17 protein-coding genes are annotated in these 22,270 nt (G+C 70.6%); 13 read left to right on the top strand and 4 right to left on the bottom strand.

Features of this window, described 5'->3' with window-relative positions:
• Genes OHB09_RS28640 through OHB09_RS28610 form a run of 7 tightly spaced genes read left to right on the top strand, consistent with a single transcriptional unit; the run spans position 1 to position 6,736 of the window.
• The gene (locus tag OHB09_RS28640) at positions 1 to 990 is read left to right on the top strand and encodes an LLM class flavin-dependent oxidoreductase (protein ID WP_191890669.1); all 990 of its coding nucleotides are present in this window, start codon (positions 1 to 3) and stop codon (positions 988 to 990) included.
• A gap of 6 nt (positions 991 to 996) precedes the next feature.
• Positions 997 to 2,079: an ABC transporter substrate-binding protein gene (locus OHB09_RS28635; protein ID WP_234527033.1), complete on the top strand. Its 1,083-nt coding sequence runs from the start codon at positions 997 to 999 to the stop codon at positions 2,077 to 2,079.
• A 27-nt stretch (positions 2,080 to 2,106) separates the two neighbouring features.
• The gene (locus tag OHB09_RS28630) at positions 2,107 to 3,300 is read left to right on the top strand and encodes a thiolase family protein (RefSeq protein WP_191851721.1); all 1,194 of its coding nucleotides are present in this window, start codon (positions 2,107 to 2,109) and stop codon (positions 3,298 to 3,300) included.
• The gene (locus OHB09_RS28625) at positions 3,297 to 3,959 is read left to right on the top strand and encodes a 3-oxoacid CoA-transferase subunit A (RefSeq protein ID WP_328922762.1); all 663 of its coding nucleotides are present in this window, start codon (positions 3,297 to 3,299) and stop codon (positions 3,957 to 3,959) included. The genes OHB09_RS28630 and OHB09_RS28625 overlap by 4 nt, the downstream gene beginning before the upstream one ends.
• Positions 3,956 to 4,639, top strand: coding sequence for a 3-oxoacid CoA-transferase subunit B (locus OHB09_RS28620; RefSeq protein WP_191851723.1), 684 nt, complete (start codon positions 3,956 to 3,958; stop codon positions 4,637 to 4,639). Before OHB09_RS28625 ends, OHB09_RS28620 begins: the two co-directional genes overlap by 4 nt.
• Before the next feature lie 29 nt (positions 4,640 to 4,668).
• The gene (locus OHB09_RS28615) at positions 4,669 to 6,096 is read left to right on the top strand and encodes an aldehyde dehydrogenase family protein (RefSeq protein ID WP_319118618.1); all 1,428 of its coding nucleotides are present in this window, start codon (positions 4,669 to 4,671) and stop codon (positions 6,094 to 6,096) included.
• Between the two features lie 16 nt (positions 6,097 to 6,112).
• Complete coding sequence (locus tag OHB09_RS28610) at positions 6,113 to 6,736, top strand: nuclear transport factor 2 family protein (RefSeq protein WP_328922761.1); 624 nt, start codon at positions 6,113 to 6,115, stop codon at positions 6,734 to 6,736.
• A gap of 213 nt (positions 6,737 to 6,949) precedes the next feature.
• Here OHB09_RS28610 and OHB09_RS28605 read toward each other — a convergent pair whose 3' ends face one another.
• Complete coding sequence (locus OHB09_RS28605) at positions 6,950 to 8,491, bottom strand: GH39 family glycosyl hydrolase (protein ID WP_234527041.1); 1,542 nt, start codon at positions 8,489 to 8,491, stop codon at positions 6,950 to 6,952.
• Between the two features lie 395 nt (positions 8,492 to 8,886).
• On the opposite strand from OHB09_RS28605, the gene OHB09_RS28600 reads away from it, so the two are divergent.
• The 5 genes from OHB09_RS28600 to OHB09_RS28580 all read left to right on the top strand — a co-directional run bounded on the left by OHB09_RS28600 (position 8,887) and on the right by OHB09_RS28580 (position 15,659).
• Complete coding sequence (locus tag OHB09_RS28600; protein WP_328922760.1) at positions 8,887 to 10,176, top strand: ABC transporter substrate-binding protein; 1,290 nt, start codon at positions 8,887 to 8,889, stop codon at positions 10,174 to 10,176.
• Positions 10,177 to 10,186: 10 nt separating this feature from the next.
• Positions 10,187 to 11,209 (top strand): carbohydrate ABC transporter permease, encoded by a 1,023-nt coding sequence (locus OHB09_RS28595; protein ID WP_191890672.1) that lies wholly within the window; start codon positions 10,187 to 10,189, stop codon positions 11,207 to 11,209.
• The gene (locus tag OHB09_RS28590) at positions 11,209 to 12,102 is read left to right on the top strand and encodes a carbohydrate ABC transporter permease (protein ID WP_093597791.1); all 894 of its coding nucleotides are present in this window, start codon (positions 11,209 to 11,211) and stop codon (positions 12,100 to 12,102) included. The genes OHB09_RS28595 and OHB09_RS28590 overlap by 1 nt, the downstream gene beginning before the upstream one ends.
• Positions 12,103 to 12,246: 144 nt before the next feature.
• Positions 12,247 to 13,746, top strand: a complete 1,500-nt coding sequence (gene arfA, locus OHB09_RS28585; protein ID WP_328922759.1) for an arabinosylfuranosidase ArfA — start codon at positions 12,247 to 12,249, stop codon at positions 13,744 to 13,746.
• Between the two features lie 11 nt (positions 13,747 to 13,757).
• Complete coding sequence (locus OHB09_RS28580; RefSeq protein WP_328922758.1) at positions 13,758 to 15,659, top strand: CocE/NonD family hydrolase; 1,902 nt, start codon at positions 13,758 to 13,760, stop codon at positions 15,657 to 15,659.
• Positions 15,660 to 15,669: 10 nt separating this feature from the next.
• Here the strand turns inward: OHB09_RS28580 and OHB09_RS28575 are convergent, their stop codons facing one another.
• The 3 genes from OHB09_RS28575 to OHB09_RS28565 all read right to left on the bottom strand — a co-directional run bounded on the left by OHB09_RS28575 (position 15,670) and on the right by OHB09_RS28565 (position 20,079).
• The gene (locus OHB09_RS28575) at positions 15,670 to 16,728 is read right to left on the bottom strand and encodes a LacI family DNA-binding transcriptional regulator (protein WP_040895726.1); all 1,059 of its coding nucleotides are present in this window, start codon (positions 16,726 to 16,728) and stop codon (positions 15,670 to 15,672) included.
• 143 nt (positions 16,729 to 16,871) lie between these two features.
• Positions 16,872 to 18,401, bottom strand: coding sequence for a glycoside hydrolase family 43 protein (locus tag OHB09_RS28570; protein WP_040895793.1), 1,530 nt, complete (start codon positions 18,399 to 18,401; stop codon positions 16,872 to 16,874).
• A gap of 211 nt (positions 18,402 to 18,612) precedes the next feature.
• The gene (locus OHB09_RS28565; RefSeq protein ID WP_040895724.1) at positions 18,613 to 20,079 is read right to left on the bottom strand and encodes an endo-1,4-beta-xylanase; all 1,467 of its coding nucleotides are present in this window, start codon (positions 20,077 to 20,079) and stop codon (positions 18,613 to 18,615) included.
• A gap of 640 nt (positions 20,080 to 20,719) precedes the next feature.
• Between OHB09_RS28565 and OHB09_RS28560 the strand changes: the two genes are divergently transcribed.
• The gene (locus OHB09_RS28560) at positions 20,720 to 22,222 is read left to right on the top strand and encodes a non-reducing end alpha-L-arabinofuranosidase family hydrolase (protein WP_093597782.1); all 1,503 of its coding nucleotides are present in this window, start codon (positions 20,720 to 20,722) and stop codon (positions 22,220 to 22,222) included.
• Positions 22,223 to 22,270 lie beyond the last annotated feature (48 nt).

The raw sequence follows: 22,270 nt of genomic DNA, 5'->3' as shown, positions 1-22,270 counted from the left end.
ATGCGACTGGGGATCGCGCTCGACCTGAGCTCCCATGAGCCGGTCCGCCCACAGGTGGATCGCACGGTCACGATGCTCGCCCGCGCGGAGCAGCACGGCTTCGACTCCGCGTGGGTGGGGGAGAGCTATCACACGGCCTCTCAGCCGTTCCACCTCCCGTCCGCCCTGATGGTCCTGGGACATCTGGCCGGACGGACGTCCCTGGCGCTGGGATCAGCGGTGCTGCTCCTGCGCGCGTACAGTCCGGAGAAGCTGGCCTACGAGGCCGCGCTGCTCGACCAGCTGTGCGGCGGGAAGCTCACCCTCGGCCTCGGGCTCGGCAGCCCGGAGGTCGCCCAACGAGTCGGGCTGCCCGCGTCAGGTCCGGCCGGCGCGGCCTTCGACGCCACGCTGAAGCTGCTGCGCGACGCCTGGTCCGCCGACGCGAGCACCGATTCGCCGGTGGCGATCCCACCCCCGGTGCGGCGCGGCGGGCCCCGGATCCTGGTGGGCGGCAAGGTGGGCGCCTCGGCCCGTCGTGCCGCGACGCTCGCCGACGGATTCTACGGCGCGACGAACTACTGCGACGACCTGTTGATCAAGCAGTCGGCCGCCTACTGGTCGTGTCGCGGCGGACGGCCGGGCGGGACGGGGGGAGCGGTCGCCACCACCAGGTTCTGCGTCGTCCACGAGGATGCCGCCACTGCCCGCGAGCTCGCCGCGCGCCACCTCAAGGCCGCGACCGACTACTACACCGAGCGGGGCTCATGGCTGGGTGCGGACGGCCCTGCCGAGCTCGAGCTCCCCATGGTGGGCACGCCCGACGAGATCGACGCGACGATCGCCCGGTACGTCCGGGCGGGGGTCACGTCCGTCCAACTGCGGGTCGCCCCGTTCGGCACGCCGCCGGAGGTCGCCCGCCACACGCTCGACCTCGTCGGGCGGCACGTCCTCCCGCACTGGCACGACACGACGACTTCCGACGCGATCACGAGCTCGGATGGGGAATGACTGAGGATGACGAGACGACTCAAGAGCTTGACCGGCCTGTTCGCAGGCATCCTCGTGGTGGCCACGCTGAGCGCATGCGGTTCGGAGGGGGGCGGCTCGGCGGGCGGCGACGACCTCGACACCGTCACCTTCGCCCTGAGCGCGCCCAGCTGGAACGCCGGCTACACCACCTTGGTGGTCCCCGAGGCCGAGGGCTACTTCAAGGACGAGGGGCTCGACGTCAAGGTCGAGCTGTTCCCCTCCGGCACGCAGACGGCGCAGCAGCTGGCCGCCGGCGGCGCCGACGTCGGACTGATGACCGGTGAGCCGGTCGCGATCGGTCACGCCAAGAACCTGGGCCTGGCCTACTTCGCGTCGTACTACCCGCACTGGATCTACAGCCTGCAGCTGCCCAAGGGCTCGGATGTGAGGAACGTCGCGGACCTGAAGGGCAAGAAGATCGGGGTGACCGCGGTGGCCAGCTCCGGCGGGACGTTCGCCCGGACCGCGCTGGAGCTCAACGGGATGAGCGAGAACGCTGCCGCCCTGGTGCCGATCGGTGCCGGCGCCCAGCAGATCAACGCCATCAAGAGCGGCCAGGTCGATGCGCTGGCCCTCTGGGACACCCAGTACGCGATCGTCGAGGACTCCGGGATCGAGCTCACCCCGTTGCCGGTGCCCCAGACCGCCGGCATCTGGGGCGGGGGGTTCGCGGCGACGCGGAAGACGATCGACAAGAGGAAGGACGTCCTGGAGCGGTTCGGTCGCGCCATCGCGAAGGGCTTCGCATTCGCCCAGGCCAACCCCGAGGCCGCGATCCGCGACCTGTGGAAGCTCCACCCGGAGACCCGGGGCACCGGACCGGAGAAGGACGCGATGGCGTCCCAGGCCAAGATCCTCCAGGTCCGGCTGGCCGACCAGGGGGTCGAGGACGACGACTGGGGCCGGATCGATCCGAAGGCGGCGACCGGGATGGTCGAGTTCATGGCGTCCGCCGGGCTCGTGGGCAAGGCGTTCCCGGCCACGGAGATCTACACGACCGACCTTCTCGACGCCATCAACGACTTCTCCTACGACGACATCCGCAAGCAAGCGAAGGACGCCTCCTGAGATGGGGCAGGAAGTGGAGACGACCCGATGAGCAGCTCATTCGTGTACGCGTCGGTCCGGACCCCGTTCGGCCGGTTCAACGGAGCCTTGGCCGACACGAGGACCGACGATCTGGCCGCGACTGCGTTGAAGGGACTTCTCGACCGCTCGCCAGGCCTTGATCCCGGCCTGGTCGACGACGTGTTCTGGGGCAATGCCAACGGCGCCGGCGAGGACAATCGCAACGTCGGCCGGATGGCCGTGCTGCTGGCGGGCATGCCCGTCTCGGTGCCCGCCACCTCGGTGAACCGGCTCTGCGGCTCGTCGCTGGACGCCGCCATGATGGCCTCACGCATGATCGAGGTCGACGACGCGGAGATCGCGATCGCCGGAGGCGTGGAGTCGATGACGCGGGCGCCGTGGGTCCTGCCGAAGCCGTCGCGTCGGTTCCCGGCAGGCGATGTCACCGCCGTCTCCACGACGCTGGGCTGGCGTCTGGTGAACGAGCGGATGCCCGCCGAGTGGACGGCCTCACTGGGCGAGTGCAACGAGCAGCTGCAGGAGAAGTTCTCGATCTCGCGCGAGCGGCAGGACGAGTTCGGCGCTCGCTCGCACCGCCTCGCGGCGGAGGCGTGGGCGAAGGGCTTCTACGACGACCTCGTGGTATCCGTCCCCGGCGCCGACCTGGTCCAGGACGAGAGCATCCGTGCCGACACCTCGCTCGAGAAGCTGGCAGGGCTGAAGCCGGCGTTCCGGCCCGACGGGACGATCACCGCCGGCAACTGCTCACCGCTGAACGACGGCGCGAGCGCGGTCCTGCTGGGCTCGGCGAGCGCGGCCGCGACCATCGGTCGTGACCCGGTCGCGCGGATCGCCGGCCGCGGCTGGGCTGCGCTGGAGCCGCAGCAGTTCGGCTACGCCCCGGTCGAGGCCGCCAACGGCGCGCTCGAGCGGGCGGGCATCACCTGGGACGACATCGGCGCCGTCGAGCTGAACGAGGCGTTCGCCGTCCAGTCGATCGCCTGTGTCGACGCCTGGCTCGAACTCGGGCTGCGGGACGCCGAGGTCGTCAACGCCAAGGGCGGGGCGATCGCCATCGGGCACCCGCTGGGTGCCTCGGGCGGGCGCATTCTCGGGACCCTCGCGGCGCGGCTCGTGGAGTCCGGTGAACGATGGGGCGTGGCGGCCATCTGCATCGGTGTGGGTCAAGGCTTGGCGGTCGTGCTGGAGAACGTCTCATGACGCTGCTCTGCACCTCTGCCGACGAGGCGGTCAGCGGCATCGCCGACGGCTCGACGGTGCTGGTCGGCGGCTTCGGCACGGCCGGCATGCCGTTCGACCTGATCTACGCGTTGATCCGGCAGGGAGCGCGAGACCTCACCGTCGTGGCGAACAACGCGGGCAACGCGGACACCGGGCTCGCGGCGCTGCTCGCGGCCGGGCGGGTGCGCAAGATCATGTGCTCGTTCCCCCGGCAGACGGACTCCTGGGTCTTCGACGAGCTGTACCGCAGCGGAAAGATCGAGCTCGAGGTCGTGCCGCAGGGAAACCTGGCCGAGCGCATGCGCGCCGCCGGAGCCGGGATCGGCGGGTTCTACACCCGCACCGGAGTCGGGACCCTCCTCGCGGAGGGGAAGGACACCCGCGAGATCGACGGCCGGACGTACGTCCTGGAGCTGCCCATCGCCGCCGACGTCGCGCTCATCAGCGCCCACACCGCGGACACCCTCGGGAACCTCGTCTACCGCAAGACGGCACGCAACTTCGCTCCCGTCATGGCGACGGCCGCGACGACCACCGTCGTGCAGGTGCGGCACGTCGTCGAGCCGGGAGTGCTGGATCCTGAGGCCGTGGTCACCCCGGGCATCTACGTCGACCGGATCGTGCAGGTGTCGTCATGAGCGTGGTGTCTCCGAGCATCGTCGAGCACACCGACCGCGGCCCGCTCGGACGGGACGAGATGGCCCGGGTGCTCGCGGGCGACATTCCCCGCGGGGCGTACGTCAACCTCGGCATAGGTCAGCCCACGACCGTCGGCGACCACCTCCCCCCGGAGTCGGGGGTCATCTTCCACACCGAGAACGGCATGCTCGGCATGGGGCCGGCGGCGACGGGCGACGCGATCGATCCCGACCTGATCAACGCCGGCAAGTTCCCGGTGACCGAGCTGCCCGGCGCCTCGTACTTCCACCACGCCGACTCGTTCGCCATGATGCGAGGCGGCCACCTCGACCTGTGTGTCCTCGGCGCCTACCAGGTCTCGGCATCGGGGGATCTCGCCAACTGGCACACCGGCGAGCCCGACGCGATTCCGGCGGTCGGCGGGGCGATGGACCTCGCCGTGGGCGCCAAGCAGGTCTTCGTGCTGATGTCGCTGTTCACCAGGACCGGCGAGCCGAAGCTCGTCAGGGAGTGCACGTATCCGCTCACCGCGCTGCGGTGCGTGGACCGGGTCTATACCGACGTCGCCACGTTCGAGATCACCGGGGGGGACGAGGTCCTCGTCCGGGAGACGTGGGGGATCTCGTTCCACGAGCTCCGCTCGCGCCTCGACGTCCCGCTCATCGTGGCGACACCGTGACCACGCTCGTCAGGAGGTTGGAGAGCGACATGTCCACCAGGCACCAGTTCTACATCGGGGGTGCGTGGGCCGATCCGGCCGCGCCGCGGACCTTGGGCGTCCTCGACCCCGCGACCGAGGAGACGTTCGCGGAGATCAGCCTCGGGACGGCCGAGGACGTCGACCGCGCGGTGGCGGCGGCGCGCGCGGCCTTCGCCACGTACTCGCAGGTCGGCGTGGAGCAACGGCTGGAGTACCTCGAGCGGATCATCTCCGGCTTCCGGGCTCGGCTGCCCGAGATCGCCCGGACGATGACGCGCGAGATGGGGTCGCCGATCACGTTCTCGACCGAACGCCAGGCCACGGTGGCGCTGTTCCACTTCGAGGAGGCGGCCCGCGTGCTCGCGGACTACCGCTTCGAGGAGGAGAGGGGAGCCGGGATCGTGCAGCGCGAGCCGATCGGCGTCTGCGGTCTCATCACGCCGTGGAACTGGCCGCTGAACCAGGTCGCGTCGAAGGTGGCCCCGGCCCTCGCCACGGGATGCACCGTGGTGCTCAAGCCGAGCGAGATCGCGCCGCTCAGCGCCATGGTGCTCGCCGAGGTCATCCACGACGCCGGACTGCCGCCCGGCGTGTTCAACCTCGTCAACGGTGACGGTCCCACGGTCGGTGAGGCCATCGCGGCGCACCCCGACATCGACATGGTCTCGCTCACCGGCTCGACCGGTGCCGGCATCAGGGTCTCCAAGCTCGCGGCCGACACGGTGAAGCGCGTCGCGCTCGAGCTCGGTGGCAAGTCGGCCAACATCATCCTGCCCGACGCGGACCTGGAATCCGCGGTCGTCGCCGGGGTGCACTCGTGCTTCACCAACGGCGGCCAGAACTGTCAGTCGCCCACGCGGATGCTCGTGCACCGCTCGCAGCGCGACGAGGCGTACGCCGCCGCGCGACGGGCGGTCGAGGAGGTCCGTCTCGGGGACCCGTTCGATCCGTCGACCACGATGGGGCCCGTGGTGAGCCAGGCTCAGCTGGAGAAGATCACCGCGCTCGTGCAGTCGGGGATCGACGAGGGCGCGACGCTCGTGGTCGGCGGCCCCGGGCGCCCCGACGGGCGCGACAAGGGGTTCTACGTCCGCCCGACCGTGTTCGGCGACGTCACGCCGCAGATGCGGATCGCACGCGAGGAGATCTTCGGCCCCGTGCTCTCGATCCTGCTCTACGAGACCGAGGACGAGGCCGTCGAGATCGCGAACGACACGCCGTTCGGGCTGGCGGGCTTCGTGCAGTCGAAGGACCCCGACCGCGCCCGCAGGGTCGCCAATCGCATCCGTGCGGGCCGCGTCTACCTCAACGGCGCTCCGTTCGATCGCAGCCTGCCGTTCGGCGGCTACAAGCAGTCCGGGAACGGACGAGAGTTCGGGCGGTTCGGCTTCGAGGAGTACCTCGAGGTGAAGGCCGTGCTCGGCTATCCGCAGTGAACGAGAGGACGACATCGTGAACCCCGACCACAGCGAGCGGCTGGCAGTCCTCCTGGACCGCGAGGAGCTCTTCGACCTCGTGAGGCGGGAACGCTTCGCCCGCGACCAGCGGCTCTTCGACGTGATGCGTGACTGCTTCCACGACGATGCCTACGTCCGGACCACGTGGTACGACGGACGCGGCGGCGAGGCCTACGTCGAGGCGACGAAGAAGTGGATGGAGCGGACCGGGAACAGCAAGCACTGGGTCTTCCCCGCCTACGCGCGGGTCGACGGCCACCGGGCGACCGTCGAGAGCCCTGCGAAGATCTTCAACCGGACCACGGTGGAGGGAGTGGAGGTCGACTTCCACGCCTACTGCCGGTTCTTCTCACGTGCCGTGCGGGACGAAGGACGGTGGAGGCTGATGAGCTTCGAGGTCCTGATGGAGCGCGACGAACTGCGCCCCGTCCACGCGGGTGAGGCGCTCCCGGTGGACGCGGCCCAGCTCGCCGGGCTTCGGCCGTCCTACCGGTTCCTCACCTGGATCCAGTCGACCCGCGGCGTGACGGTGAGCCAGGACCTGCTGGGCGACGACCGGCCGGCCGAGCTCGACGCGTTCCACCAGGGCGAGACCGCCTGGCTCGCCGACATGGGTTAGCGGTCAGCGCCGCGGGCCCTGGCTGAGCCGCTCGGCGTCCGCCGCAACGAGCCCGGGCGTGCATGAGTCCTGGCCGAGTCGGGCCAGAGCCATGCATCATCTTGCATATTTTCCCTGCGGTGCTTCGCCGTAGTGCGTACTGCCCGATGCCGGGTCCCGGGTCGGACGGCGACGCGGGGCGATGAGCCGCGAGGGCCGGTCCGCCGGCCTCGCTCACGTCGCCGGCGCGTCGGTCCCCTCCTCCCCCAGTCCGAACAGCCGCTCCTCGTTCCACCACTTTGGGGTCTCGTCGACGACCGGGGTGAGTTCCAGGAGGGTCACCTCGTTGCGGGCCAGGACGAGGTCGATCTCGGCGCGGCCCGCGGTGACGGGGACGGCGTGGTGGGAGCGGGCGGGTTCGGCGGCCTCGTGGAGGGCGTCGAGGCGGCGGGTGTCGGGGGCGAGGGGGCGGCCCATCTCGATCCAGGCGGCCCGGGCGTTGCCGGCGTCCTCGCTCACGGAGCGGCGCCGGACGTAGGCGGAGCCCCGGGCCTCGGGGGTGCCGACGGGCAGGGTCAGACGGAGGGTGTGGCCCTCCACGGGGGCACCGCCGGTCGGGTCGGCGGGGGCCCAGGCCAGGACGGTGACGCGGCCGTCCTCGTGCCGCGTCACCAGGTGGTCCTCACCGCGGGCGAGGATCTGCTCGCCCATCTCCGCCATGAAGGTGTAGAGGTGGTAGGTGGGCTTCTTGATCTGACGGTGTGTCAGAAGCCCGAAGCCGCCGTGGAACGGTGCGGTGGGTATGCCGACCTCCTCGAAGACGTCGCTGAACGTCCAGTAGGAGAAGGAGTCGGCGAGGTCTCCCCCGTTCACCAGGACCGGCGCCAGGTACGCCGCATGGAACGCGGTGTCGTGGATGGGGTTGTCGGGGCGGTAGGAGGAGTTGAACTCGGTGATGTGGAGGGGCAGTTCGGCAAGTCTCGAGCCCGCGAGCTGCCGCTTGGGGGCGCCGAACTGCTCCAGCAGTGCCGAGGCCGGCATGAGTGTCTGGTGGGCGCCGAACGGCACGGGCTGGACGGGGCCGGAGGAGTAGGCGTGCCGGCTGACGAAGTCGATCGGCAGGTCGCGGGTCTCGACGAAGTCGGCGAACCGCCGGATCCATTCGTCCTGGTAGCCGGGTGCGAGTGAGGGGCCGCCGACCTGGAGTTCGGCGTCGACCTCCTTGACCGCCGTCGAGGTCACCTCGTAGAGGCGGTGGTAGGCGTCCTGGCCGGCGGACCAGAAGCCCTCCAGGTTGGGTTCGTTCCACACCTCGATGGGCCATCGGCGCACCTGGTCGAGACCGTAGCGGTCGATGAGGTGCCGCAGGACGCCGCGGACGAGGTCCGCCCACTCCGCCTCGTCGCGGGGTGGGGTGATGTTGCCCTTCCACCAGAACACCGTGTCCTCGCCGGAGGCCAGCTGCGAGGGCATGAAGCCGAGTTCGAGGAAGGGCTCGATGCCCAGGTCCAGGTAGGCGTCGACGATCTGGTCGACGTAGGTGAAGGCATGGCGCACGCGCCGCTCGCCGGCGTGCTCGTAGGGCTGGTGGATGCCCGTGCCGTCGCTGAGCAGGCCGTGGCCGCGGATGTGGCGGAAGCCGATCTCGCGCTGCACGAGGGCGAGCGAGTCCTGGTAGTCGCGGCGCAGCGCGAGGTCGAAGCGTCCCGTGCCGACGCAGTGGCGCCAGGCGTCGCAGAGCCGGGCTGTCGGCTGCCGGGGGACGTCGATCCGCATGGCGGGATTCCTTTGCTGCGAGGGCGGGGCACGGCGGGCCCCGCCGGGCGGACGGGTGTGTCGACCGGCTCCCGATCAACGTGCTGCGCACCGTAGGGAGCGCCGGAAAGCGGCGTCAAGACGTCGGACGGCCCACCCCCGAGCGCGTGGCGTTCTTCCGGTGCCGGGTCCGGCGCAGGCGGCCGCGGCCGGGCGTGTTCCCCCTCGTCAGGGGGTCGGCGGCGCCTCTACGGGGCAAGGACCCCACTCGGTAACGATTGGGCATCTTGCGAAAACTCTGGGTTGTCAGTCCCCATTTTTCGGGGGTAGACCTTGCTCTCACTTCACGGATGGCTCTTTAGTTTGCGCAAACTTTCGACGGTTTCACACAGACAACACCTCAGGGGAGTTCCACGATGGCGAGGAAAACCCGCAGCGCGACGGCTGCCACGATCGGCGTGTGCGTGGCGCTCGCCGCCGCCGGATGTGCCGGTGGCGGCGACGACGGCGGTTCGTCCGGCGGCAAGGGCACGGTGACCCTCTGGACCAACGCGACGGAGGGGCGCGGCATCGACTTCTGGGAGGCGGCCGCGAAGGACTACCACGCGGAGCACAAGGACGTCACGATCAAGATCCAGTCGATTCAGAACGAGGATCTCGACGGCAAGCTGCAGAACGCGCTCAACTCGAACTCCGCGCCCGACATCTTCCTGCAGCGCGGCGGCGGCAAGATGCAGGCGATGATCGACGCCGGCCAGATCAAGGCACTGGAGCTGAGCGACACCGACCGGAAGAACGTGGGCGAGGCCGCCCTGGAGGGCGTCTCGGTCGACGGCGAGGTCTACGCGATGCCGCTGGACACCCAGCCGGAGGGCATCTACTACAGCAAGGACCTGTTCAAGAAGGCCGGCATCGCCTCCCCGCCGAAGACGATGGACGAGCTGACGGACGCCGTCGCGAAGCTCAAGGCGAAGAACGTCGCCCCGATCGCGGTCGGCGCCAAGGACGCCTGGCCGGCCGCGCACTGGTACTACAGCTTCGCCCTGCGCGAGTGCAGCCAGGACACCATGCAGGAGACCGCGAAGTCGCTGAAGTTCGACGACCCGTGCTGGAACAAGGCCGGTGAGGACCTCGACGCCCTCCTGAAGACCGAGCCGTTCCAGAAGGGCTTCCTGACAGCGGCCTCGCAGCAGGGCGCCGGATCCTCCGCGGGCATGCTCGCCAACCACAAGGCAGCCATGGAACTCATGGGCAACTGGGACCCCGGGGTGATCGCGAGCCTCACCCCGGACAAGAAGCAGCTTCCCGACCTGGGCTGGTTCCCCTTCCCCGCCGTGCCCGGCGGCAAGGGCGACCCGAGCGCCATCATGGGCGGCGCCGGCGGCTACTCGCTCGCCAAGAACGCACCAAAGGAGGCGCTGGGCTTCCTGCGGTTCGTCGTGACCAAGAAGCAGCAGGAGGCCTACGGCGACGCCTTCGACACCATCCCGGTGAACAGGGAGGCGCAAGGGGTCGTCACCGAGTCCTACAACATCTCGGCGCTGAAGGCCTTCAACAAGGCCGCCTACTCGATGCAGTTCCTCGACACCGTGTACGGCCAGAACGTCGGCAACGCCATGAACATCGCCGTCGTGAACCTGATGGCCGGCAAGGGCTCCGCCGCCGACATCGTCAAGGACGTCAAGGCTGCCGCCGAGAAGGGCTGAGTAAGCAGACATGAGCGACACCCTGGGCACTGACACGGCCGAAGGCCGCCGGTCGCAGGGCACGCCCGGGACCGGGGGCACGGCCGCGTCCGTGCCCCCGGATCCGCCGCGAGCGGCCGCGCGCCGCCGGGGCCGTGCCAGGACGCGACTGGAGATCGCGGCCCTGTCCGCACCGGCGGTCATCACGTTCCTGGCGTTCGTGATCTTCCCGGTCGCGCTCGCCGCGTACTACGGCTTCTACCAGTGGAAGGGCTACGGAAAGCCCACCGACTGGGTCGGGCTGAACAACTACAGGCTGATCCTCACCGACCCCGCCTTCCACGACGTGCTGTGGCACAACGGGCTGATCCTGGTGCTCTCCCTGCTCATCCAGGGGCCGCTGGCGATCGTCCTCGCGCTGCTGCTCAACCAGAGGATCCGCGGCCGCTCGACCATCCGCGTCCTGATCTTCGTGCCGTACATCATCTCCGAGGTCATCGTCGGCACCGGCTGGAGCCTGATGCTGCAGAGCAACGGGGCGGCCAACGATCTGCTGCACCGGATCGGGCTGGGCTCCCTCGAGGCGGACTGGCTCTCCGATCCGGACCTGGCCCTGTGGACGCTGATGGCCATCATCACGTGGAAGTACGTCGGCTTCGCGGTGATCCTGATGCTCGCCGGCCTGCAGTCGATACCCGACGAGATCTTCGAGGCCGCCCAGATCGACGGCGCCTCCTACTGGCAGATCCAGCGCCGCATCACCCTGCCGCTGCTCGGCCCGACGATCCGCATCTGGGCCTTCCTGTCGGTCATCGGCTCACTGCAGCTCTTCGACCTCGTCTACATCATCTGGGGCCAGTACGTCTCCGGCACGGCGGGCACCTCGACCATGGCGATCTACATGCTCGCCCAGGGCCGCAACGCGGGCAACTACGGCTACGGCAGCGCCGTCGCGGTCGTGATGTTCGTGATCTCGCTCGCCGTCGCGCTGGTCTACCAGCGCTTCGTCCTGCGCCGCGATCTCAAGGGCGCCGTCACCGAAGGGACCGTGTGATGAGCGCGACCACCACCAGGCTCCGCACGTCCCGCCGGCCGGGCACCAGGGCGCCCGCCGGCCGCCGTGACGCACCGCAGAAGTGGGGCAGCCCCGTCACCTACTTCGTCGCGCTGCTGTTCGTCGGTGTGTGCGTCGCACCGGTGCTCTTCATCGTGCTCGGCGGTTTCCGCACCAACTCGCAGATCACCACGGACCCGGCGGCCCTGCCCGACCCCTGGGTGGGCGGCAACTACCTCGGCATCCTCGAGTCCTCCGTGTTCTGGGGCCAGTTCGCCAACTCCCTCATCGTCGCGCTCGCCAGCACCGCCGGCATCGTCGCCCTCGGTCTGATGGTGAGCTTCGTCATCGCCCGCTACGACTTCAGGCTCAAGGGCGCGATGTACTCGCTGTTCGCGGCGGGGCTGATGTTTCCCATGGTCATCGCGATCACTCCGCTGTACCTCGTCATCAAGGACCTCGGACTCGTCGACAACCTGCTCGGCGTGATCGTCCCGCAGATCGCCTTCGGCCTGCCGACGACCGTCATCATCCTCGTGCCGTTCCTGCGGGCCATCCCGAACGAGATCGAGGAGGCCGCCGCGATCGACGGCATGAGCCGCATCGGGTTCTTCTTCCGGATGGTGGTGCCGCTGTCGCTGCCCGGTGTGGTCACCGTCGGCATCCTCGGCTTCGTCGGAAGCTGGAACAATTACCTCCTGCCCCTGTACGTCCTCAACTCCCAGGCCAACTTCACCCTCCCGCTCGGTGTCCAGGTGTTCTCCTCGCAGTACTCCACGGACACCGCGAAGGTGCTCGCCTTCACCTCGCTCGCCATGCTGCCCGCGCTGGTCTTCTTCTCGGTCTTCGAGAAGCGCATCGTCGGCGGCCTCACGGGCGCCGTGAAGGGCTGAGTCCCGGCGCCGGACGGCGAAGAGGCCGTCCCACGCCCGCCCCTGCCGTGCCCCGCGGCGGGGGCACACCGCTGCGGGCGTGCCGCCGACCGGCGGCACCGGCCGGCCCGCGGCCTCCCGCGCCCTCCCGAAAGGACCGTCGCATTGCCCCGCGCCCACATCACGCTCGACCGGCAGGCCGTCGTCGCCCCCGTCCGGCGCCGTACCTTCGGCTCCTTCGTCGAGCACCTCGGCCGCTCCGTGTACACCGGGCTGTACGAACCCGGACACCCGACCGCGAACGAGGACGGCTTCCGCATGGACGTCGTCGACCTCGTCAGGGAACTCGGAGCCACCACCGTCCGCTACCCGGGCGGCAACTTCGTCTCCGGGTTCCGCTGGGAGGACTCCGTCGGCCCGCGCGAGCGGCGGCCGGTGCGCCGCGACCTCGCCTGGCGCTCGCTGGAGTCCAACCAGGTCGGCCTCGACGAGTTCGCCCGCTGGCTCAAGCTCACCGATTCCGAGCTGATGCTCGCGGTCAACGTGGCCACCCGGGGCATCCTGCCCGCCCTCGACCTGCTCGAGTACGCCAACCACCCGTCCGGCACCACCCTGTCCGACCAGCGCGTCGCCAACGGCACACCACAGCCGCACGACGTGCGCATGTGGTGCCTCGGCAACGAGATGGACGGCCCCTGGCAGACGGGCTTCATGACGGCCGACGACTACGGCAAGCTCGCCGCCCGCACCGCCGCCGCCATGAAGCGGGCCGACAAGGACCTCGAACTCGTCGTCTGCGGCTCCTCCGGATCCGCCATGCCCACCTTCGGCGACTGGGAGCGCACCGTACTGGAGCACAGCTACGAGCACGTCGACTACGTCTCGTGCCACGCGTACTACCAGGAGCAGGACGGAGACCTCGGCTCCTTCCTGGCCTCGGCGACCGACATGGACTACTTCATCGACACCGTCGTGGCGACCGCCGACCACGTGGGGCACAAGAAGCGCTCCAGGAAGAGGATCGACGTCTCCTTCGACGAGTGGAACGTCTGGTACCTCAAGGAGCACCAGGAGTCCGAGAAGGTCCACGAGGAGTGGCGGCACGCCCCCCGGCTCCTGGAGGACACCTACACGGTGGCGGACGCCGTCGTCGTCGGGAATCTGCTGATGACGCTCCTGCGCCGCAGCGACCGGGTCACCTCCGCCTCCCTGGCCCAGCTCGTGAACGTGATCGCCCCGATCATGACCGAGCCGGGCGGCCCGGCCTGGCGTCAGACGACCTTCCACCCCTTCTCGATCACCAGCCGGCTCGCCTCCGGCGAGGTGATCCGTCCCGTCATCGACTCGCCGGTGTACGAGACGGCCCGCTACGGCGAGGCCTGTCTCGTCGACGCCGTCGCGACCGTCGACGAGGACCGGGCCGCGGTCTTCCTCGTCAACCGCGATGTGGGGGAGACCGCGCAGGTGACCATCGACGTGCGGAGCCTCGGCTCCGCGCGCGTCACGGAGGCCCTCACACTCGCCGACGAGGACGTGTACGCGAAGAACACGCTCGCCGAGCAGGACCGGGTGACGCCGGCCGCGAACAAGAGCGCGGCACTCGTCGACGGTCTGCTGACCATCGATCTGCCGCCGACCTCGTGGACGGCGCTCGCCCTGCGATGAGCGGCCCCGTGATGAGCGGTCCTGAGATGGGCGGTCCTGAGATGGGCGGTCCTGAGATGAGCGGTCCTGAGATGGGCGGTCCTGAGATGGGCGGTCCTGAGACGGTGGGCGAGGACACCCGCTCCGCCCGGGAGCCGGCACCTCAGGACCCGGTCGCCGAACGCCGCTTCGTGCACTGCCCGTTGCGCGACGGGACCCGGCTGCGGACCGTCCTGCTGCTCCCGCACGGCACCGGGCCCTGGCCCGCGCTCCTCACCCGCCACCCCTACGACGCGGCCCGCGAGGAGCACGAGGGGATGCTCGACGTGCGACGCCTCGTCGCCGCCGGGTATCTCCTCGCGCTCCAGGACGTGCGGGGCCGCTTCGGCTCCGAGGGCGTCTTCGACCCCGGGACGCAGGAGGTGGCCGACGGCGCCGACGCCGTGGCGTGGCTCGCGGCACTGCCCGAGTGCGAGGGCACCGTCGGGATGTGGGGCGCCTCCTACGCCTCGGACACCCAGTTCGCCGCCCTGCTGGGCGGCGCCCCGGCGCTGCGGGCGCTCGCCCCCGCCATGACGCCGGCCCTGTCCGCGCTCGACGGGTTCCGGTTCCGCGGCGGGGTGCCGGAGATCGGCAGCACCCTGGCCTGGACGCACTATGCGATCGCCCCGGATCTGCTGGACCGCATCGGCTCCGCGCCCGAGCGGGAGGCCGAGCGCCGACGGTGGGAGGCGACCGAGCGGGCGCTCGCGAGCGGTGCGGCGTTCCGGGCCGGCGCCCTGACCGGCGGACTGGAGGCCGAGGCGATCGTCGGCTGGGGCCTGGACCGGCTGCGGGAGCCGCTCGGATCGCCCCGTCACCGCGAGGGGAAGGTGGTCGACCGGACCGACACGGTCGACGTCCCCGTCCTCCTGATCGGCGGATGGTTCGACGTCTTCCTCGGGCCGACCCTGGAGCTCCACCGGCGTCTGCTGCGCCGTGCGGAGGAGACCGGCGGGCCGGTGCCCCGCCTTCTGGTCGGCCCGTGGACGCACGACGACTACTCGGGCCGGGCGGCCGGGGCGGACTTCGGACCGGGGGCGTCCGCCGACGACCTCGGCCACGACCTCGGCCACGACCTCGACCTCGACGACGGTCTCGGCGACGAGGGGGACCTCACCGCGCTGCACCTGCGGTGGTTCGACACGACTCTTCGCGGCGGAGCGGCGGACCCGCCACCGGTGCGGGTGTTCCTGATGGGCGCCAACCGGTGGGTGGACCTGGCGGAGTTCCCCCCGCGCGAGGCGCGGACGCTGGAGCTGTGCCTGGATCCCCGGGGCACGCTCACGACCGGGCCGCCGAACGGTGGCGAGCGGCGGCTGACGAGCGATCCGGCCGACCCGGTGCCGACCCGCGGCGGTGCGGTGCTCCTCTTCGCGCCGTTCGGTGCGGGCCCCGCCGACCAGTCGGCGATCGAGGCGCGGCCGGACGTGCTCTCGTGGCGCACCGCGCCGCTCACCGGGGAGCTGACGGTGATGGGCGCGGTCCGTGCCGTCGTCCACCTCTCGACCACGGGGACGGACGCGGACGTGGTCGTGCGGCTGTGCGACGAGCACCCGGACGGCAGGAGCCTCCTCGTCACCGACGGCGTGCGGCGGGGCTCGGCGCGGTCCGTCGACCCGGTCACCGGTCAGGGAGCGAGAGGGCCGCTCGAGCCGGGCCGGGCGGAGGAGTTCCTCGTGGACCTCTGGTCGACGGCGCACACCTTCCTGCCGGGCCACCGGGTGCGCGTCGACCTCACCCCGAGTTCCTCACCGCGCTGGGACGTCGGAGCCAACGCCTACGCGCCGGACGGGACGGCCGCGGAGCCGGTGGCCGCGCGGTACACGGTCCATCAGGGTGCCGCGCGGCCGAGCCGTCTGCTCCTCCAGGTCGTGCCGGTGGCACCGTCCTGACCCGCGCCGTTCAGCGGGGTGGGGCGGCGTCCGCCGGGGCGGGTCCGGTGGAGGCGCGCAGGACCAGCTCGGTGGCGAGCCGCATGCGGGCGGGCGACCGGGTGCCGCCGTCCTCGCCCCGGGAGAGGTCGAGCAGGAGCTTGACCGCCGCGGCGCCCAGCTCGGTGCTGGGCTGGCGGACGGTGGTCAGCCCGGGGGTGATGTACTGCGCCTCGGGCAGGTCGTCGAAGCCGACGACGCTGATGTCCTCGGGGATGCGCAGGCCCCGGGCGGCCAGTGCGTCGTAGACGCCGAGGGCCATGGAGTCGGCGCAGGCGAAGATGCCGGTGATCCCGGGGTCGCCGTCGAGGAGGGTGTGGGTGGCGGTCGCCGCCTTGGCGCGGTTCCATCCGCCGTGGGCCACCGACACCGTGGCGCCGCCGGCGGTCGCCGTGTCGGCCGCCCCGCGGAAGCCGTCGACGCGGGCCCGGCTGAAGAGGTGGCGGGCGTGGCCGGCGACCACTCCCATGCGGCGGTGCCCGAGGGAGAGAAGGTGTTCGGCGGCCATGCGGCCGCCCTCCCAGTTGGCGACGCCGATGCTCGCCACTCCCGGTGGGGGCGCGCTCATCGGGTCGATCAGCACGACCGGGACGCCCGCGGCGAAGAGCGCGCCGAACTGGTGGGAGGCGGGGTCGACCAGGGTCCCGATCACTCCCGCGGTGCGCCGTCTCAGTACCCGTGACACCCAGTCGCCCCCCGGTTCGGCGAGGGTCAGCACGACATCGAGTCCCGCGGCCGACGCTTCCCTGCCGACGCCCGCGATCAGCAGGTTCGCCCAGGACCCCTCGAAGTGGGTGACCACGAGGTCGAGCACCTGGGACAGGCCCGTCTCGTCCCGCGCGCTCTCGCCCTTGGACCCGCCCCGGCGGGTGTAGCCGACGGCCTGCACGGCCTCCATGACCTTCGCGCGGGTCTCCGCCGAGACGTCGGTTCCGCCGCGCAGCACCTTGGACACGGTGGGCACGCTCGTACCGGCGGTCTTCGCCACCAGGGACAGGGTGGGGCGCGATCCGGCTGGTCGAGGCGGCATGGTGGAAAGGTTAGCCCAAGCGGGCCGGGGGTCCGTGAGGGACGGGTGAAGCACCCGCAGGGGCGCCGGGCGGGGCACTGTCAGGGGTGGAACCGGCCGCGGGCGGGTGCTCCTCGGGGTGCGGCGCCCGCCCGCGGCCGGGGTCAGGAGGAGGGTGCCGGAACCGGGACGTACTCGTACCAGTCGAAGGCGACCTGCCCCTCGGTGGCGTACATGCCGATCACCCGTCCGGTGAAGCCGCAGGCGACCTCGGTGGAGAGGTAGCGTCCGTCCAGTTCGGCGAGCGGCCGGTTGTCCGGGGCCGCGGGGTCGCCGAGCCAGAAGGCGAGGGTGTCGGGGCCCGTGGTGCCGCCGTCGGTGAGTCCGGGGGAGGCGGGCACGAGGTCCCTCGTCCGGATCGTCACGGTCAGGCGCAGCGGCCCGGCGGGGGCGGGGCGACGGGCCACGGTCTGGCGCAGCGGTCCGATGCGGGCGAGGACGGCGACCTCCCCGTCGGCCGCCTCCACTTCGTAGTGGTGGGCCTCGTCGAGGCGCACGCAGAGGCCGCCGCGTCCGGTGCCGGGATCGATCTCGGCGGTGACGCGGCAGTCGTGGTGCTGCTGGCGGCGGCCGAGGAAGGTGTGGCCGGGGCTGTCGAGGGTGGGGCCTGTGGCGGTGAGGAGCAGCCGGCCGGGGCGCTCGGTGAGGGACCAGGAGCCCTCCGGGCGGGCGAAGGGCGAGATCCAGTGCGGGGCGAGGGCGGGCGCGTCGAAGTCGTCGCGGGCCGGCACGTCCGGTACGGGGTGCCAGGCGCCACCGGGGGCCGCGTGCCGTTCGGGCACGGGTGCGAGGACGGGCCAGCCGTCCTCGTCCCATTCCACGGGGGTCAGGAACGTCTCGCGGCCGAGCACGTGCACGTCGGGGGTGAAGCCCCGGGGGCGCACGCCGAGCAGCACCATCCACCAGCTCCCGTCGGGGGCCTGTACCAGGTCGGCGTGGCCGGTGTTCTGGATCGGGTGGGAGGTTCCGCTGTGGGACAGCAGGGGGTTGCCGGGCGCGCCCTCCCAGGGGCCGCGCGGCGAGCGGCTGCGGGCTAGGGACACGCTGTGGCCGCGTTCGGTGCCGCCCTCGGCGATCAGCAGGTACCACCAGTCGCCGATGCGGTAGAGGTGCGGTGCCTCGGGGAACTTGAGGCCGGTGCCCGACCAGGTGGGGAAGGGGCCTTCCAGCACCTTGCCGGTGGCCGGGTCGATCCTCGCCATGTTGATGCCCCCGGCGGGGCCGGAGAAGGCGCACCAGCAGGTGCCGTCCTCCTCCCAGGCCAGGTCGGGGTCGATGCCGGTGAGATCGATCCGGACGGGATCGCTCCAGGGGCCCTCGGGCCGCTCGGCGGTGACGAGGAAGTTGCCGCCCCCGTCGATGTTGGTGTTGACGACCCAGAAGCGGCCGTCGTGGTGGCGGATCGTGGGGGCGTACAGACCTCCGGACGCCTTGGCGCCGGGGAGGGGCAGCGGCAGCTGGCCGGGGCGATCGAGCACGTTGCCGATCTGCTGCCAGTGCACGAGGTCCTTGCTGTGGAAGAGCGGCAGCCCGGGAAAGTACTCGAAGCTGGAGCACACCAGGTAGTAGTCGTCGCCGACCCGGCAGACGCTCGGGTCGGGGTGGAACCCGCTGATCACCGGGTTGTCGTACATGTGCACAGGAACGTGCTCCCTTCGAGCCGCCGGGTGCCGTTCCGCGGGTGCGGGCGGTGCGGTTCTCGTTCGTTCATGGTGGCAGGGGGTGGGCGTCGCGCTTCGCGGCCGGGGCGGTGACGCGTGCCGCGAGGGCCGCCGCCTTGGCGGCGGCGACCCTCTTGGCGTCCGGCTCCGTCCCCGTCGGGGAGGGGGGCGGTGGCGGACCGTGTCAGGCGGACAGGCTCCAGCGCTGGTTGCCGCCGCCGGTGCAGGAGTAGAGCTGGAGCTGGGTGCCGTTGCCGGTGCCGGCGCCCACGGCGTCGAGGCAGAGTCCGGACTGGACGCCGACGACGGACCCGTCGGAGTTCAGCCGCCACTTCTGGTTGTCGCCGCCCCAGCAGCTGTAGATCTGGATCTTGGCGCCGTTGCCGGTGCCGGCCGCGTCCAGGCATTTGTTGCCGTAGACCCGCAGTTCACCGGCCGAGGTCTGCTCCCACTTCTGGTTGCTGGCGCTGTTGCAGTCGTAGAGCTGGACCGCGGTGCCGTCCGAGGTGCTGGAGTTCGGCACGTCCACGCAGCGGCCGGAGGCCGCGCCCTTGAGCTGTCCGCTCTGGCCGCCGTCACCGGGGTCGCCCGGGTCCCCGGGGTCACCACCGTCGCCCGCACCGTTGTTGAGGGCGTTGAGCACGGAGCTGTAGGCCGACTTCTTGTTGCCGTTGTTGTCGAACAGCAGCGGCGACTGGTCCGAGCGCCACGAGTCGCTGTCGCGCACGCCCCAGACGGTGATGCCGAGGCAGCGCGAGACGGCCAGGCAGTCGTTGACCACGTTGGCGTAGGTCGAGGCCGAGGCGCCCTGGATGTCGAGCTCCGTGATGGCCACGTCCACACCGAGTGCGGCGAAGTTCTGCAGCGTGGTGCGGAAGTTGCTGTCGTACGGGCTGCCGCTGTTGAAGTGCGACTGGAAGCCGACGCAGTCGATCGGCACACCACGCGACTTGAAGTCGCGGACCATGTTGTACACGCCCTGGGTCTTGGCCCAGTTCCAGTTCTCGATGTTGTAGTCGTTGTAGCAGAGCTTGGCGGAGGAGTCGGCCGCGCGCGCGGTGCGGAAGGCGACCTCGATCCAGTCGTTGCCGGTGCGCTGCAGGTTGGAGTCGCGGCGGCCGCCGGAGTTGCCGTCGGCGAAGGCCTCGTTCACGACGTCCCACTGCGCGATCTTGCCCTTGTAGTGGGCCATCACGCCGTTGATGTGGTCGATCATCGCCTGGCGCAGCGAGCTGCCGCTGAGGCTCTGCATCCAGCCGGGCTGCTGGGAGTACCAGGCCAGGGTGTGGCCGCGGACCTTCTTGCCGTTCTGCACCGCCCAGTTGTAGATGCGGTCGGCGTTGCTGAAGTTGAACTGGCCCCGCTGCGGCTCGGTGGCGTCGATCTTCATCTCGTTCTCGGCCGTCACCATGTTGAACTCGCGGGACGCGATGCCGGTGTACGTCGAGTCGCCGAGCTTGCCGGAGGCGATGGCGGTGCCGAAGTAGCGGCCGCTCTGCGCCGCCGCGGCGCCGAGCGTGTTCTCGGCGGAGTGCGCGGTCGGCGCCGAGACCAGTGAGGTGACCAGGGCGAGGACGCCGGCGGCGAGTGCCACCAGCAGCACGCGGCTCTTCCGTCTGGTGACGGGTCTGTCAAGGGCATAGGAGCCCATGGCTGTGCCTCCAAGGTAGGAACGAACGGAACCACCGGGCACCGCGCGCCGGGAATCACCGAGGTCCCGGCCGGCCCGGTCGACGCCCGGCCGGCCGCCGGGTGACGTGCACGGTGCGGTGGTGCGCGGATCTGTCGTGCGGCGGTGCGCGGCTCTGCCGGGCAGCACGGCAGCCCGGATCAAGCGTTCGAAATCTCGGTATACGGTCGGTTCACCGACAGGATGATTACGGGCTTGACGAAGGCTCGTCAACCGTCGCGACAGGATAATTTTCCGACGCGCGATCGAAACTTTCGGTAAAGCGGGTATCGCCGTCAAACCGGACGGTATGCCGAGTCGATGCGCCCTATCCGGAGTGTGCAGGGCTTTTTCCGTTCGCACGACGGCATGTGACGCTCCGTCGGGTGGGCCTCTTTATGGACAGATCCGTAGGAGCTCTTGACCGGAGGGCCCCGGCTTCTTAACTTGAGGCGTCACAGGATCGGAATATCGTCGAAACTTTCGGCCCCCACGACCCGCCCTGCCGACCCCCCGTTCCACTCCCCCACCCCCCGCTCCCCCCATTCCTCGTCCGACTTCGACACGACAGCTCCACGGTTCCTCCGGCGCCACCCCACCCCGCCCCCAAGGAGGCCCTCCGATGTGGTTCCGTCATCCGTCCCCGCGCCGCGCGAGACGCCTGCTGAGCGTTCTCGCGCCCCTGCTGCTCGTGGCCGCCTTCCTCGGGGCGCAGCCCGCCCAGGCCCGCTCGGCCGCGGTCGCGGCCGTCGACCCCGGCGCCACCTACGTGCTGGTCAACCGGAACAGCGGAAAGGCCCTGGACGTCTACAACATGGCCACCGGCGACGGTGCCCGGCTCACCCAGTGGACGAGGAACGACCAGAGCCAGCAGCAGTGGCAGTTCGTCGACTCCGGGGACGGCTACTACCGCCTCAAGTCCCGCCTGTCGGGCAAGGTGCTGGACGTCTACAACTGGTCCACCGCCAACGGCGGTTCGATCGTCCAGTGGACCGACCTGAACGGCACCAACCAGCAGTGGCGCCTGGTCGACGGCGGGGACGGCTACGTGCGGCTCGTCTCACGCCACAGCGGCAAGGCACTGGAGGTGCAGGGCGGTTCCACCGCCGACAACGCCGACATCGTCCAGTACGACGACTGGGGCGGCGCCAACCAGCAGTGGAAGCTCGTCGAACTCGGCTCCGGCGACCCGGGCGACGGCGACCCCGGCGACGGCACCTGCGACCTTCCGTCCTCCTACCGCTGGAGTTCCTCGGGCGCGCTGGCGCAGCCCAAGCAGGGCTGGGTCTCGCTCAAGGACTTCACGGTCGCGCCCTACAACGGCCGCCAGCTCGTCTACGCGACCACGCACGACACGGGGACCAGGTGGGGTTCGATGAACTTCACCCCGTTCTCCGACTGGTCGGACATGGCCTCGGCGGGCCAGAACACGATGTCGAACTCCACCGTCGCCCCCACGCTCTTCTACTTCGCGCCGAAGAACGTCTGGGTGCTCGCCTACCAGTGGGGCGGGACCGCCTTCTCCTACCGGACGTCGAGCGATCCCACCAACCCCAACGGCTGGTCCTCGGAGCAGGTGCTCTTCTCCGGCGGCATCTCCGGCTCCGGAACCGGGCCGATCGACCAGACGCTCATCGGTGACGGCACGAACATGTACCTGTTCTTCGCCGGCGACAACGGCAAGATCTACCGGGCCAGTATGCCGATCGGGAACTTCCCGGGCAGCTTCGGCTCCTCCTCGACGGTGGTCATGAGCGACTCCACGAACAACCTGTTCGAGGCCCCGCAGGTGTACAAGCTGAAGGGCCAGAACCGCTACCTCATGATCGTCGAGGCGATCGGTTCGCAGGGCCGGTACTTCCGGTCCTTCACGGCCACCGGCCTGGGCGGCTCCTGGACCCCGCAGGCCGCCTCCGAGAGCAACCCCTTCGCCGGCAAGGCCAACAGCGGCGCCTCCTGGACGAACGACATCAGCCACGGGGAACTGCTGCGCACCGGCCCCGACCAGACCATGACCGTCGACCCCTGCGATCTGCGGCTGCTGTACCAGGGACGCAGCCCGAGTTCGGGCGGTGACTACGGTCTTCTGCCCTACCGTCCGGGGCTGCTGACACTGCGGCGCTGACGGCGGGAGGGACCCGGCTCCGGTGGGGAGCCGATGCGGCGGGCCCGG

Source organism: Streptomyces griseoaurantiacus (assembly GCF_036189845.1).
In the GTDB taxonomy this organism is placed as follows: Bacteria; Actinomycetota; Actinomycetes; order Streptomycetales; family Streptomycetaceae; genus Streptomyces; species Streptomyces griseoaurantiacus.
This window is presented reverse-complemented; position numbering and strand designations above follow the sequence as displayed.